Origin of the sequence: Streptomyces sp. WMMB303, assembly GCF_029351045.1 — a bacterium.
Taxonomy (GTDB): domain Bacteria; phylum Actinomycetota; class Actinomycetes; order Streptomycetales; family Streptomycetaceae; genus Streptomyces.
The window spans coordinates 5,094,700-5,110,000 of sequence record NZ_JARKIN010000001.1; the positions used below are offsets into that span (position 1 = coordinate 5,094,700).

The following is a 15,301-nucleotide window of genomic DNA, read 5'->3' on the forward strand; positions in this document are numbered from 1 at the left end:
GCGGGCGGAGCAAGTTTGTACGCCATATGTATGGCGTACGTATGACCGAGCTGCGCCGGGGGCGCCCGCGCGGAACCGAGTACGCCGACGTCTCTGCCCGTCCCTTCCCCCAACTTGACGTACAGACCACGGAAACGGTTGCCTCGACCGCCCTTTCGAGTGAGCTGTACCGCCGGGCAGCCGGTGCGCGGCACCCCGTCGGCACTCTGGAAGCCGCCCGCCGGCCTGCACCGGGCCGCCCACGCCGAGGTGGACGCGCCGAGTGCGGCGCCGGGCCTCCGCACGGGGACTACTGCCCGCCACCTCTGATGACCGTGAGCACCTCGTCCAGCTCGTCGGGCTTGACCAGGACATCCCGCGCCTTGGAGCCCTCGCTGGGACCCACCACGCCACGCGACTCCATCAGGTCCATCAGCCGCCCCGCCTTGGCGAACCCGACCCGCAACTTGCGCTGGAGCATCGAGGTCGACCCGAACTGGGTGGAGACGACCAGCTCCGCCGCCTGGCAGAGCAGATCCATGTCGTCGCCGATCTCCTCGTCGATCTCCTTCTTCTTGCCCTGCGCCCCGGTCACGTCCTCCCGGAAGACAGGCGTCATCTGCGCCTTGCAGTGCTCGACGACCGCCTGGACCTCCTGCTCATTGACGTAGGCGCCCTGCATCCGGGTCGGTTTGCCCGCACCCATCGGCAGGAACAGTCCGTCACCCTTGCCGATGAGCTTCTCGGCACCGCCCTGGTCGAGGATGACGCGGCTGTCGGCCAGGGACGAGGTGGAGAAGCCGAGCCGGGAGGGGACATTCGCCTTGATGAGACCGGTGACGACGTCCACCGACGGCCGCTGGGTCGCCAGCACCAGGTGGATGCCGGCGGCCCGCGCGAGCTGGGTGATCCGCACGATCGCGTCCTCCACGTCGCGCGGCGCGACCATCATCAGGTCGGCCAGCTCGTCCACGATCACCAGCAGATAGGGGTACGGCGTCAGCTCCCGTTCGCTGCCCTCGGGAGCGGACACCCGGCCGGCCCGTACCGCCTCGTTGAAGTCGTCGATGTGGCGGAACCCGAACGCCGCCAGGTCGTCGTAGCGCAGATCCATCTCGCGCACGACCCACTGGAGGGCTTCGGCGGCCTTCTTGGGGTTGGTGATGATCGGGGTGATCAGATGCGGGATGCCCTCGTAGGCGGTCAGCTCGACCCGCTTGGGGTCGACGAGCACCATCCGCACGTCCTCCGGCGTGGCCCGGGCCATCACCGAGGTGATGAGGCAGTTGATGCAGGAGGACTTGCCGGAGCCGGTGGCGCCCGCGACGAGGATGTGCGGCATCTTCGCGAGATTGGCCGAGACGTATCCCCCCTCGACGTCCTTGCCGAGCCCGACCAGCAGCGGATGCTCCTCACCCGACGCGTCGGCGGACCGCAGCACGTCACCGAGATTGACCATCTCCCGGTCGCTGTTGGGGATCTCGATCCCCACCGCGGACTTCCCGGGAATCGGATTGATGATGCGGACGTCGGGACTGGCCACGGCGTAGGCGATGTTCTTGGCCAGAGCCGTGATCTTCTCCACCTTCACCCCCGGCCCCAGCTCGATCTCGTAGCGGGTGACCGTCGGACCGCGGGTGAAGCCGGTGACGGCGGCGTTCACCTTGAACTCGGTGAAGACGGTGGTCAGCGACTGCACCACCTGATCGTTGGCGGCACTGCGGGACCGCCCCGGTCCGCCGCGTTCCAGCAGGTCCAGCGACGGCAGCGCATAGGTGATGTCTCCGGAGAGAGTGAGCTGTTCGGCACGCGCGGGCAGGTCGGCGGGTTCCGGCGACGCCGCGGCCTTCGTCAGGTCGGGGACCGGGGTGCGCTCCGTGGCCTCGTCACCCTGCGGACCCTCGCCCTGCGCACCGACCCGGCCTCGCGCGCCCGGCACGGCCGACCCGGCCGCATCGCCCTTGCGCCTCCCACCGCGCGACTTGGCGACCGAAGTGGTCAGATCGGCGACCACCGGCGACGGCTGGACCCCGTTGACGACGGCCCCGTCCAGCGAGGCGGCAGCGGCGGCGGCCACGTCCACCGCGTCCCGCGTCCGCTCGCCCTCCCCGGCGCTCGCGCCGATCTCGCCGTCGGCGGGAAGCGCCTCCCGCGGCCCTGCCCGCCGACGGCGATCGAGGGCCTCCTTCTCGGCGAGCGCGGGAGCGATCCGATCCTTGCGCATGCTGTGCGCACGGCGTCCGGTGACCGGCTCCTCCTCGTCCGGCTCCAGGTCGTAGTCGTAACCGGCCACCGGCTGGACGACACCCAGCCTCACCCCTGCGGCCCGGAGACGCTGCGGGATGGCGTTGACCGGGGTGGCCGTCACCACCAGCAGTCCGAAGACGGTGACGAGGGTGAGCAGCGCGACCGCGAGCATGTCCCCCAGCGTGAAGAGCAGCGGACGGGAGACACCCCACCCGACCAGGCCGCCCGCGTCCCGCAGCGCATCATCGCCCGCGCCCCTGCCGGGCGCGCCGCAGCCGATGTGCACGAGCCCCAGCACCCCGACCAGGAGGGCCGAAAGCCCGATCACGATCCGGCCGTTGGCCTCGGGCTTCTCCGGATGACGGATCAGCCGCACCGCGATGACGGCCAGCAGTATCGGCACCAGCAGGTCCAGCCTGCCGAACGCGCCGGTCACCAGCATCTCCACCAGATCCCCGACCGGACCCTGGAGATTGGACCAGGTACCGGCCGCGACGATCAGTGCCAGACCGATCAGCAGCAGCGCGAGTCCGTCCTTGCGATGGGCAGGGTCCAGCGCCTTGCCGCTGCGCCCTATGCCCCGCAGGAGCGCGCCGAGCGTGTGTGCCAGGCCGAGCCAGCACGCCTTGAGCACCTTGAGGACGCCACTGGTCGGGGACGGCGCCGCCGTGCCCTTGCCGCCCTTGGCCGCGGGCTTCTTGGCCGGCGCCTTCTTGGCGGCTGCCTTCTTGGGCGGCGCCTTCTTCGCCGGGGCTGCCTTCGCTGACTTCGGGGCAGCCTTCTTGGCGGGTGCTTTCTTGGCAGCCTTTCCTGTTCCCGACGCGCGTGAGGCCATAGGTGCGAGGTTACCTGGGTCGGGCACCCGAGGCACGGAGCCCGGGGCCGTCGGCGCCCCTCCTGGGAGAGGCGGAGCCGTCCGGACTCGCCGTCACTTCCCCGCGCGACAGCCGTCGGTGGCGGCGCAGTCCATGGAGGACTGCGCCACGGGACTCCTGCCGGAGCACTTCCGGTAGCTGTTCCGTCAGTTCTGCGAGGACACCTGCGCCGAGGGGTCCCCTTCCGTTCCCGGGCCCAGCGCGTCAAGTGCGCTGCGGAGCCCGGCGAGTTTGCGCTCCAGATGCGCCGCGGTCGCAGCGGTCGCCCCGTCGGCCGCACCGCCCAACTGCTTGGTGAGCGCCTCGGCCTGCTCCTCGACGGCCGCCAGCCGGGCGGACAGTTCGACCAGCAGGCCCTGTGCCTCCTCGTCGGCGTCGCGCGCCGGGTCGGAGCTCCGCTCCCCGCCGTTCTCCAACTGGAGCCGCAGCAGTGACGCCTGCTCACGCAACTGCACGTTCTTCATGTACAGGTCCACGAACACCGAGACCTTCGCCCGCAGCACCCAGGGATCGAACGGTTTGGAGATGTAGTCGACCGCACCGGCCGCGTAGCCGCGGAAGGTGTGGTGCGGACCGTGGTTGATGGCCGTGAGGAAGATGATCGGAATGTCGCGGGTGCGCTCACGGCGCTTGATATGCGCCGCCGTCTCGAAACCGTCCATGCCCGGCATCTGGACATCCAGCAGAATGACCGCGAAGTCGTCGGTCAGCAGCGCCTTGAGCGCTTCCTCCCCTGACGATGCCCGCACCAGCGTCTGATCGAGCGCGGAGAGGATCGCCTCCAGCGCCAGCAGATTCTCCGGCCGGTCATCGACCAGGAGGATCTTGGCCTTCTGCACCATGGCCCGTCCTCCTCGCCCCGGCAGCCTCTCGGACGCCGCCCCTGGGAGCGGCATCCTGTCGCCGCCGCCCGTCCTTGTGCCGGTCATGGTAGCCGCACCCCGTGGTCCGCCACACCCTGTCACCGTGATGTCACTGTGCACGTAGCGGAAACGCCCCAGAGGACCAAAAGGTTCCCGGTTCACCGCGTTTCCACACGCGTTCGGCCACACTGCGTCAACGCAAGCCCTCATCGACACAGTGTCATATTCACCCGCCCTCCATCCACCGCCTCATGACATCCAGCAGATGATCAGTGTCCACCGGCTTGGTGACGTAGTCGGAAGCACCGGATTCGATGCTCTTCTCCCGGTCCCCCTTCATCGCCTTGGCGGTCAGCGCGATGATCGGCAATCCGGCGAACTGCGGCATCTTGCGGATGGCCGCCGTCGTCGCATAACCGTCCATCTCCGGCATCATGATGTCCATCAGCACCACGGCCGCGTCGTCGTGCTGCTCCAGCACCTCGATGCCCTCCCGGCCGTTCTCGGCGTAGAGGACCTGCAGCCCGTGCTGCTCCAGCACGCTGGTGAGCGCGAAGACGTTCCGGATGTCGTCGTCGACGATGAGCACCTTCCGGCCCGCCAGATCGCCGGCCTCTCCGGCTCCGGGCGAGGGCGCCGCCTCCCGGTCGTACCCGGCCGCCGGCCGCTCGCCTGCCACCTCGACGGCGCCGTCGGACGTCCCCGCCCCGGCGCCGCCCTGGAGGATCACCGGAGCAGCCGTGCCGGCGCCACCCGCGGTCCCGTCGGCCGCCCCGTTCTCGCTGCCCGAGGACGACGGACGGGCTTCCGGGGGCAGTTCGGGCTGCGCCTGGCCGCTGGCGTCCCGCAGCCGCCGCCGGTCGGCGAGCGAGTGCGCGGCCTCGTCCGCGGTCTGCTCGCCGGGCCCTCCGGCGCCGTCCGGCTCCGTCCGCCCGGCCTCCAGCTCACCCGGCGCGGCCGCCGGAACGGCCGTGTGCGCCTCCGGGAGGGCCATCGGAGCGCTGCCCGAGACGAGCTGCGCGTAGCCTTGCGGAGGCAGCTCCGTGGGGTGCAGCGGCAGGTAGAGCGTGAAGGTGGAGCCGCGGCCCGGCTCGCTGACCGCGTGGATCTCCCCGCCCAGCAGCCGGGCGATCTCGCGGCTGATGGACAGCCCCAGCCCCGTGCCGCCGTACTTCCGCGACGTGGTGCCGTCGGCCTGCTTGAACGCTTCGAAGATGACCCGCATCTTGCTCTGCGCGATTCCGATCCCGGTGTCCGTCACGGAGAAGGCGATCAGCTCCGAGTCCGCGTCCCGCAGCGACCCGTGCTCCAGCATCTGCTCACGGATCGCGTCGGGAACGTCCGAGCGGGCCGAGCGGATCACCAGCTCGACGGCCCCGCTGTCGGTGAACTTGACCGCATTCGAGAGCAGGTTGCGCAGCACCTGGAGCAGCCGCTGCTCGTCGGTGTGCAGCGTGGCCGGCAGCTCCGGCGAGACGCTCACCGAGAAGTCCAGCCCCTTCTCGACTGTCAGCGGCCGGAAGGTCGCCTCCACGTAGTCGACCAGCTGCACCAGCGCGATCCGGGTCGGGCTGACGTCCATCTTCCCCGCCTCGACCTTCGACAGGTCGAGAATGTCGTTGATGAGCTGCAGCAGGTCGGAGCCCGCGCCGTGGATCGTCTCGGCGAACTCCACCTGTTTGGGCGACAGGTTGCTCTCGGCGTTGTCCGCCAGCAGCTTGGCCAGGATCAGCAGCGAATTGAGCGGGGTGCGCAACTCGTGCGACATGTTGGCCAGGAACTCGGACTTGTAGCGCATCGAGACCGAGAGCTGCTCGGCGCGCTCCTCCAGGACCTGCCGGGCCTCTTCGATCTCCCGGTTCTTGATCTCGATATCGCTGTTGGTCTGGGCGAGCTGCTCGGCCTTCTCCTCCAGCGCCGCGTTGGACTCCTGTAGGGCCTTCTGCCGGTTCTCCAGTTCGCCGGAGCGCTCCTTGAGCTGCGCCGTCAGCTCCTGCGACTGCTCCAGCAGCCGCTCCGTACGCATATTGACGCTGATGGTGTTGACGCTGGTCGCGATCATCTCGGCGATCTGGTTCAGGAAGTCCTTCTGGATCTGCCCGAACGGCTGGAAGGACGCCAGTTCGATCACCCCGAGCACCGTGCCCTCGAAGATGACCGGCAGCACCACCAGATGCGCGGGCGGCGCCTCGCCCAACCCCGAGGAGATCTTCAGATAACCGGGCGGGACATTGCCCATCTCGATGGTGCGCTTCTCCTTCGCCGCCGTCCCGACGAGGGACTCCCCGGGCAGGAACGACGTGGGCATGCTGTCCGTGCAGTAGCCGTAACTGCCCAGCATCCGCAGCTCGTACCTGCCGTCCTCGCCCGGCCCGGCGCCCACACCGACCGCGCTCTCGGGGGTGCCCTCGGGCAGCGAGATGAAGAACGCGCCGTGCTGCGCCGAGACCACCGGGGTCAGCTCACTCATGATGAGCCCGGCCACGTCCCGCAGATCACGGCGGCCCTGCATCAGGCCCGAGATCCGCGCCAGGTTGCCCTTGAGCCAGTCCTGCTCCTGATTGGCCTGCGTGGTGTCCCGCAGGTTCGCGATCATCGTGTTGATGTAGCCCTGCAGCTCCAGGATCTCCCCGGCCGCCTCCACGTCGATCCGGACGTTGTGGTCGCCACGCGTCACCGCAGTGGCCACCTCGGCGATCGCCCGCACCTGGCGGGTGAGGTTGCCCGCCATCTCGTTGACGGAGTCCGTCAGGTCCTTCCACGTACCCGCGACGCCCGGTACCCGCGCCTGGCCGCCCAGTTGACCCTCGGTGCCCACCTCGCGGGCGACCCGGGTGACCTGCTCGGCAAACGACGAGAGCTGGTCGACCATCGTGTTGATGGTCGTCTTCAGCTGGAGGATCTCGCCGTTGGCCTCGATGTCGATCTTCTTGGTCAGATCGCCCTTGGCGATGGCGGTGGTGACCATGGCGATCTGCCGCACCTGTCCGGTCAGATTGGACGCCATGGAGTTCACCGACTCCGTGAGGTCCTTCCACGTACCGGCGACGCCGCGGACCCGCGCCTGGCCGCCCAGCACCCCGTCCGTGCCCACCTCCCGGGCCACCCTGGTGACCTGCTCGGCGAACGACGAGAGCGTGGTGACCATCGTGTTGACGGTGTCAGCAAGCTGCGCCACCTCACCACTGGCCTCGACAGTGACCTTCTTCGTCAGGTCACCGCCCGCGACCGCAGTTGCCACCTGGGAGATGTTGCGCACCTGGGAGGTGAGGTTGTTGGCCATGATGTTGACGTTGTCGGTCAGGTCCTTCCAGATGCCCGACACGTCACGCACCCGCGCCTGCCCGCCGAGGATGCCCTCGGTGCCCACCTCGCGAGCCACCCGGGTCACCTGCTCGGCAAACGACGAGAGCGTGTCCACCATCGTGTTGACGGTCGTCACCAGGGCGAGGACCTCACCCTTTGCATCGACGGTGATCTTCTTGGAGAGGTCGCCCTGTGCGACGGCGGTGGTGACCTCGGCGATGTTCCGGACCTGGGAGGTCAGATTGTTCGCCATGAAGTTCACGGACTGCGTGAGGTCCTTCCAGGTGCCGGAGACCCCCTTGACCTCCGCCTGCCCGCCCAGGATGCCCTCGGTACCGACCTCGCGAGCCACCCGGGTCACCTGCTCGGCGAACGACGAGAGCTGGTCGACCATCGTGTTCAGCGTGGTCTTCAGCTCCAGGATCTCGCCTCGCGCGTCCACATCGATCTTCTGCGACAGGTCGCCGCGCGCCACCGCGGTGGCCACCTGCGAGATGTTCCGCACCTGGGAGGTCAGGTTGCCCGCCATACCGTTCACGGAATCGGTCAGATCGCGCCACACACCCGCGACGCCCGGCACCTGGGCCTGACCGCCCAGCCTGCCCTCCGTACCGACCTCCCGGGAGACCCGCGTGACCTGGTCGGCGAAGGCGGAGAGCTGATCGACCATCGTGTTGATGGTGTTCTTCAGCTCCAGGATCTCCCCGCGCGCGTCGACCTCGATCTTCTGCGACAGGTCGCCGCGCGCGACCGCCGTCGTCACCTGGGCGATCTGCCGCACCTGGGAGGTCAGATTGTTCGCCATGAAGTTGACGGAGTTCGTCAGGTCCTTCCAGGTGCCCGAGACGCCGTCCACCCGCGCCTGGCCCCCGAGCCTGCCCTCGGTGCCGACGTCCCGGGCCATCCTGGTCACCTGCTCGGCGAAGGACGACAGCTGGTCCACCATCGTGTTCACGGTGTTCTTCAACTGGAGCATCTCGCCGGAGACGTCCACGGTGACCTTCTGCGACAGATCACCGTTCGCGACCGCCGTCGTCACCTGCGCGATGTTGCGCACCTGGCCCGTCAGGTTGCGGAACGCGGTGTTCACCGAGTCCGTCAGGTCCTTCCAGGTGCCGGCCGCCCCGGGCACCGCCGCCTGACCGCCGAGCTCGCCCTCGACCCCGATCTCACGGGCGACCCGCGTCACCTCGGCGCCGAACGCGGAGAGCTGGTCCACCATCGTGTTGACAGTGTTCTTCAGCTCCTGCATCTCGCCGGAGACGTCCACGGTGACCTTCTGCGACAGATCACCGTTCGCGACCGCCGTCGTCACCTGCGCGATGTCCCGCACCTGGGCGGTCAGGTTGCGGAATGCGGAGTTGACCGAGTCCGTCAGGTCCTTCCAGATTCCGGCCGCGCCCGGGACCACCGCCTGGCCGCCCAGCACCCCGTCCGTGCCGACCTCGCTGGCCGCCCGTGTCACCTCGTCCGCGAGCGTGCGCAGCGTGTCCGTCATCGCATTGATCGTCTCGGCGAGCTGCGCCACTTCGCCGCGCGCGTTGACCGTGATCTTCTGCGACAGGTCGCCGTTGGCGACCGCGGTCGTCACCTGAGCGATCTCCCGCACCTGGGAGGTCAGATTGCCCGCCATGAGGTTGACCGAGTCCGTCAGGTCCTTCCACACGCCCGCGACACCCTGCACCCGCGCCTGGCCGCCCAGCTCGCCCTCCGTACCGACCTCGCGGGCGACCCGGGTGACCTCGGACTGGAAGGAGGAGAGCTGGTCGACCATCGTGTTGACGGTGTTCTTGAGCTCCAGCATCTCGCCGGCGACATGAACGGTCACCTTGCGTGACAGATCACCCTTGGCGACGGCCGTCGTCACCAGTGCGATGTCCCGCACCTGCGCCGTCAGGCGCGACGCCATGGTGTTGACCGAGTCCGTCAGGTCCTTCCAGGAGCCGGACATCCCGCGCACCCGCGCCTGGCCGCCCAGCTTGCCCTCGGTACCGACCTCGCTGGCGACCCGCGTCACCTCGTCCGTGAACGCCGAGAGCTGGTCCACCAGGCCGTTGACCGTACGGCCGACCTTCAGGAACTCCCCGCGCAGCGGATGCCCACCGCCCTCGGCTCCCCGGGCGCGCAGATCCATGCGCTGCTCCAGGTCGCCGTCGGCGACGGCCGACAGCACCCTGCCCACCTCCGAGACGGGCCACACCAGATCGTCGACCAGCGAGTTCGCCGCATCGATCGCCGAAGCCCAGGAGCCCTCGCAGGTGCCGGTCTGCAGCCGCTCTGTGAGTTTCCCCTCACGTCCGACCACGCGCCGCACCCGGGAGAGCTCACCCGTCAGGTGCAGGTTCTGGTCCGCGACCTCGTTGAAGACCGCGGCGATCTCCGCCATCGGTCCCTCACCGGTCACGGTGAGCCGCTTGCGGAAGTTGCCGTCCCGCATCGCCGTCAGCCCGGCCAGGAGCTTGTTCACGGCTGCGGCGTCGACCTCGATCGTCCCGCTCCTCCGGGACCGTCCGCCCTTCGCGCGCGTGTTGCCGCTACGCGCGGTTGTGCCAGACTCCACTGCCCCTCCTGCGGGTCGACCTTCCTGCCCGGGCCCTGTACTCCGAGCCTTCCCAGTGTTTCACCCTGCCCGAACCAGGCGATAACAGTTCGGCAGCATGGCATATCACGCTGCGTTTGCGGGCCCGGAGGGAAATCACCCGCATCCGGCCGCCACGCGCCATGGATACGTAAGTAACCTGGCACCCGGCTGTCCGTTCACCCCCATGTCGGCGGGGTGCTCTACCGGGTCCGGCGGGTAGGGGCTTCGCAGGGGGCAGCGGTGTGAGTACGAAGGGCGACGGAGGGGCGCTGCGGTGACGCAAGAGCAGAGCGCCGAGCGCGGGGGCGGGGGCCACCTGGGCGCCACGGGCTCGCAAGGCCCGAACGAGGAGGCGGGGACCTACACGGCCCTGACCGCACAGCGCACACCGGTGCGCCCGGCCGACAGGACACCCATGGGGAGACCAGTGACCACCGCACGCGCCGCCGCCACCTTCGAGCCGGTGGGGCGCTCCGTCGCCTCCGCACGCGGCTTCGTGCGCGACACCCTCCAGGGCTGGGGCCTGTCCGAGGTCGTCGACGACGCCGTGGTGTTGACCAGCGAGCTGGTCACCAATGCCGTGGTACACGCCGGGACCGCCGCCGAGGTGCTCTGCCTGCGCGACGAGGACGGAATCCGTATCGAGGTCGTCGACCGCTACCCCGAACGGGAACTGCCGCTCCAGGAGGTCAACCCGCAGCCCGCGGGACCCGACCGGGAGGGCGGCCGCGGACTGCTGCTCGCCTCGGCACTGGCCACCCGCTGGGGCGTCGACTACACCGCGTCCGACAAGCGCGTCTGGTTCCGGCTCGACCTCCCCGAGCGCCCGGTCGGTACCCGCACGGCCGGTCCGGCACTCCCGGACACGGCACTGCCGGTCACCGACACCCACATCCGGGTCGCCGTCGTCCAGGTGGACCGCAGCGGATCGATCAGCGCATGGAACGAGGACGCCACCGAACTGTTCGACTACGCAGCCGAGCAGGTGGTCGGCAAGCCGCTCACCGACTTCGCCGCCTGGCCGCACACCCCCGGCACCGGAACCGGTGTCGCCGAAGCGCTGCGCCTCTCCCGCTGGGAGGGGTCCTACGGTATGCGCGGTTCGGACGGCCGCACGATCCCCGTCTACGCCTCGCACCTGCGTGTGCGGGACAGCGACGGCGAACCGTCCACGGTCTGCCTGCTGGTGCGGGAGCACGAGCGTGCCGTCCTGCAGTCACCGCCCCGGGTCCACTCGCACGACAACACCGGCACCGCCACGGACGGCCAGGACCAGTCCGCCGCCGACCCCTTCGAGGTCTTCATCGGCTCCCCGGCCCCCGACGACCTCGACGGCCTCCTCCAGCGCACCGTCGAACGGGCCAGGGACATGTTGGAGGGCGACGCGGCGTACCTGCTGCTGGCCACCGACGACGAGACCGAACTGGAGGTACGCGCCTCCACCGGTCTGCCCTCGGCACGCCAGCGGTTCGCCCGCGTCCCGGTCGAGACCGCCAGCGGACGGTACGGCTCGGCCCGGATGCCGTCCGTGCACGAGGACCTGACGGTCGTCCCGGGTGCCGTGCCGCTCCTCGACGGCACCGGCATGCGCTCCGTGGTCACGGTTCCCCTCAAGGTCGAGGGCCGGCTCACCGGCTCCCTCGGAGTCGCCACCGAGGCGCCCGGCCGCTACACCAACGAAGAAGCCCTGCGCCTCCAGTTCGCCGCCGACCGCATCGCGCTCGCCGTGGAACGCGCCCGGCTCACCGAACTGGAACGCCTGCGGCGCGGCTCGCTCTCCTTCCTCGTCGAAGCCTCGGACCTGCTCGCCGGCACCCTCGACCGCGATCAGACGCTCGCGCTGATGGCCCAGATGACCGTCCCCACACTGGCCACCTGGTGCGCCGTCTACACGGTCGCGGACCAGGGCTCAGAACCCCGCCTCTCCTACGTCCTGCACGAGGACGAGGACCGCATCGACAACCTCAAGTCGCTGCTCGCGAAGGTCGATCCGCCCGAGCCCGTTCCCACCCCCGGAGCGCGTGTCTGGGCCGCGCCCACCGAGGCGGCGCACTCCGCGGCGTTGCGCACCTCGCTGCGCAACGTCTCACTGGACGGCGAGGCCCCGCAGCCCTCCCCCGGCACGAGCCTGGCCACCGCGGCCGCGGTCGGCGGCGAGACCGTCGTCCTTCCCCTGGTGGCGCGCAACCGGGTCATCGGCATGCTCACCCTGGGCAAGCCGACCGACGAGCGGTTCCGCCAGGAGATCCTGGAGTTGGCCGAGGACCTCTCCCGCCGTGCCGCGCTCGCGCTGGACAACGCGCGTCTCTACTCCGAACGCACCGCCATCAGCCAGTCCCTGCAGCGCAGCCTGCTGCCGCCCGAACTGCCGGAGGTCGAGGGCGGTGTCGAGGTCGAGGTCATCTACCGCGCCGCGGGCGAGGGCAACGAGGTCGGTGGTGACTTCTACGATCTCTTCGAGATCGACGAGGGCACCTACGGCTTCGCCATCGGCGACGTCTGCGGTACGGGCCCGGAGGCCGCGGCGGTCACCGGCCTGGCCCGGCACGCGCTGCGGCTGCTCGCCCGCGAGGGGCTGGGCGGCCCCACCGTGCTGGAGCGCCTCAACACCGCGATCCTGGACGAAGGGGCGCGCAGCCGGTTCCTCACTCTCCTGTACGGCGAAATGCGCCCCCAGGAGGACGGCAGCGCCGAGTTGAAGGTCGTCTGCGCCGGACATCCGCTGCCCCTCCGGCTGCGCCAGGACGGCAGCGTCGAGTCCGCCGCGGACCCCCAGCCGCTGCTCGGAGTCATGGAGGATCTCGAACTCTACGAGCAGACGGTCTCGCTCGCGCCCGGCGACGTCCTGCTGTGTGTGACGGACGGAGTGACGGAACGCCGCGAAGGCACCCGCATGCTGGGGGACGACGGCCTGGCCGACGTGCTGTCCACCTGTACAGGCCTGAACGCCGGCGCGGTGGCAGCCCGCATCATGCGCGCGGTCGAGCGCTTCGCAAGCGACGCGCCCTCGGACGACATGGCCATCCTCGCCATGCGCGTTCCCGAGTAGCAGCGGGGCGGAGCACTCCGAGGCACACGGAAAAGGCCCCCGCCGTACGGCGGGGGCCTTTCATTCACATGTGGAGAGCCCCAAAACGGAATCGAACCGTTGACCTTCTCCTTACCATGGAGACGCTCTGCCGACTGAGCTATTGGGGCGCGGCCAGCGGTAAGAGATCTTACCCGATCGGGGCTCCTGGATCGAACTGACGCCGGCCAGATCCCCGTCGAGTCAGCCGGCCCGCTCCCGCAACAGACCTCCGAGACCGTTGCAGGCCGACACGACGCGCTGCAGGTCCTTCTTGCTCATCGCGGCGCTCAGCGGCAGCGAGAGGCTCTCGTCAGCGGCACGCTCGGCCTGCGGAAGCCGTACGGTCGAGGCGTACTCAGGCAGTCGGTGAGCCGGCACCCGCACCGGTATCCCGCAGTCGACACCCTTCATACGCAGTGCCCTGCGGAATGCGTCACGGTCGGGCCGCCCGTTGCCCGGTACTCGCACCACGTACTCCGTGAAAGCGTGCTCGACGCCCTCGGGAACCGACGGTGCGACGACTCCCCTGAGACGCCGGCCCAGCGACGTGGCGTACTGACGCCGACGGACGGCATCGATCGCGTCGGTGCGGGGCAGCGGCTCCCACTCCACGACGGGGACCCCGTGCTGCTCACCGACGGCACGCAGGGCGGCCATGTCAGCGCTGTGACCGAAGAGGTGCACGGGGACGAGCGCCGCGGTCCGCGGACCCGCCGCGCGAGCCGCGGAGGCCGGATCGAGACAGTAGGTATCGGCGTCGATGTCGGCGAAAACGGGTCGCGCCCCGAGCTCCCGCACGGCCTGTGCGACATCGGCCCCGCCGAACGACGGCACCACGACCTCGTCCCCCGCACCGACGCCGGCGGCGTTCAGCTGTGTTGTCCCCATGCCGGGATCATGTCCACGCAACATGAACTGCCGGTGACCACGCACAAAAAAGTCGTGGTCCCTGAACAGAAGTTCAGGGACCACGACTTGCACGATTTGTTCGGCGGCGTCCTACTCTCCCACACGCTCCCGCATGCAGTACCATCGGCGCTGAAAGGCTTAGCTTCCGGGTTCGGAATGTGACCGGGCGTTTCCCTCACGCTATGACCACCGAAACACGGTGAAACACACAACCAGCAGCACAACACCCACCCGACAACACGGGGATGGTGCTTGCACGGTTGTTGTCTCAGAACCGACACAGTGGACGCGAGCCTCTATGGACAAGCCCTCGGCCTATTAGTACCGGTCACCTCCACACGTTACCGTGCTTCCAGATCCGGCCTATCAACCCCGTCATCTCCAGGGAGCCTTAACCCCTCAAAGGGGGTGGGAGTCCTCATCTCGAAGCAGGCTTCCCGCTTAGATGCTTTCAGCGGTTATCCTTCCCGAACGTAGCCAACCAGCCATGCCCTTGGCAGAACAACTGGCACACCAGAGGTCCGTCCGTCCCGGTCCTCTCGTACTAGGGACAGCCCTTCTCAAGACTCCTACGCGCGCAGCGGATAGGGACCGAACTGTCTCACGACGTTCTAAACCCAGCTCGCGTACCGCTTTAATGGGCGAACAGCCCAACCCTTGGGACCGACTCCAGCCCCAGGATGCGACGAGCCGACATCGAGGTGCCAAACCATCCCGTCGATATGGACTCTTGGGGAAGATCAGCCTGTTATCCCCGGGGTACCTTTTATCCGTTGAGCGACGGCGCTTCCACAAGCCACCGCCGGATCACTAGTCCCGACTTTCGTCCCTGCTCGACCCGTCAGTCTCACAGTCAAGCTCCCTTGTGCACTTACACTCACCACCTGATGACCAACCAGGCTGAGGGAACCTTTGGGCGCCTCCGTTACATTTTAGGAGGCAACCGCCCCAGTTAAACTACCCACCAGACACTGTCCCCGATCCGGATCACGGACCCAGGTTAGACATCCAGCACGACCAGAGTGGTATTTCAACAACGACTCCACGAACACTGGCGTGTCCGTATCACAGTCTCCCACCTATCCTACACAAGCCGAACCGAACACCAATATCAAGCTGTAGTAAAGGTCCCGGGGTCTTTCCGTCCTGCTGCGCGAAACGAGCATCTTTACTCGTAGTGCAATTTCACCGGGCCTATGGTTGAGACAGTCAAGAAGTCGTTACGCCATTCGTGCAGGTCGGAACTTACCCGACAAGGAATTTCGCTACCTTAGGATGGTTATAGTTACCACCGCCGTTTACTGGCGCTTAAGTTCTCAGCTTCACCACACCGAAATGTGACTAACCGGTCCCCTTAACGTTCCAGCACCGGGCAGGCGTCAGTCCGTATACCTCGCCTTACGGCTTCGCACGGACCTGTGTTTTTAGTAAACAGTCGCTTCTCGCTGGTCTCTGCGGCCACACCCAGCTC

The 15,301-nt window shown here is 68.5% G+C and carries 5 protein-coding genes, 1 tRNA gene and 2 rRNA genes (1 of these 8 cut by a window edge); 1 reads left to right on the forward strand and 7 read right to left on the reverse strand.

The window, feature by feature from the left end; translation table 11 throughout:
- Positions 1-289: 289 nt before the first annotated feature.
- From P2424_RS22400 to P2424_RS22410, 3 genes are all read right to left on the reverse strand, one after another.
- The gene (locus P2424_RS22400; RefSeq protein ID WP_276477542.1) at positions 290-3,061 is read right to left on the reverse strand and encodes a DNA translocase FtsK; all 2,772 of its coding nucleotides are present in this window, start codon (positions 3,059-3,061) and stop codon (positions 290-292) included.
- 186 nt (positions 3,062-3,247) lie between these two features.
- On the reverse strand, positions 3,248-3,943 hold the full coding sequence (locus tag P2424_RS22405) for a response regulator (protein ID WP_276477543.1): 696 nt from the start codon (positions 3,941-3,943) through the stop codon (positions 3,248-3,250).
- 247 nt (positions 3,944-4,190) lie between these two features.
- Positions 4,191-9,830 carry a HAMP domain-containing protein gene (locus P2424_RS22410; protein ID WP_276477544.1) on the reverse strand — a complete coding sequence of 1,880 codons (5,640 nt, stop codon included), beginning with the start codon at positions 9,828-9,830 and terminating at the stop codon, positions 4,191-4,193.
- A 436-nt stretch (positions 9,831-10,266) separates the two neighbouring features.
- Between P2424_RS22410 and P2424_RS22415 the strand changes: the two genes are divergently transcribed.
- A complete protein-coding gene (locus P2424_RS22415) occupies positions 10,267-12,900 on the forward strand; it encodes a SpoIIE family protein phosphatase (protein WP_276479080.1) in 2,634 nt (877 codons plus the stop codon).
- A gap of 76 nt (positions 12,901-12,976) precedes the next feature.
- Here P2424_RS22415 and P2424_RS22420 read toward each other — a convergent pair.
- The 4 genes from P2424_RS22420 to P2424_RS22435 all read right to left on the reverse strand — a co-directional run.
- Positions 12,977-13,049: transfer RNA gene (locus P2424_RS22420), tRNA-Thr, on the reverse strand.
- Positions 13,050-13,122: 73 nt separating this feature from the next.
- Positions 13,123-13,809 carry a DegT/DnrJ/EryC1/StrS family aminotransferase gene (locus P2424_RS22425; RefSeq protein ID WP_276477545.1) on the reverse strand — a complete coding sequence of 229 codons (687 nt, stop codon included), beginning with the start codon at positions 13,807-13,809 and terminating at the stop codon, positions 13,123-13,125.
- A gap of 98 nt (positions 13,810-13,907) precedes the next feature.
- Positions 13,908-14,024 (reverse strand): 5S ribosomal RNA (rrf, locus tag P2424_RS22430).
- Positions 14,025-14,128: 104 nt separating this feature from the next.
- Positions 14,129-15,301 (reverse strand): 23S ribosomal RNA (locus P2424_RS22435) (it continues 1,951 nt past the right edge of the window).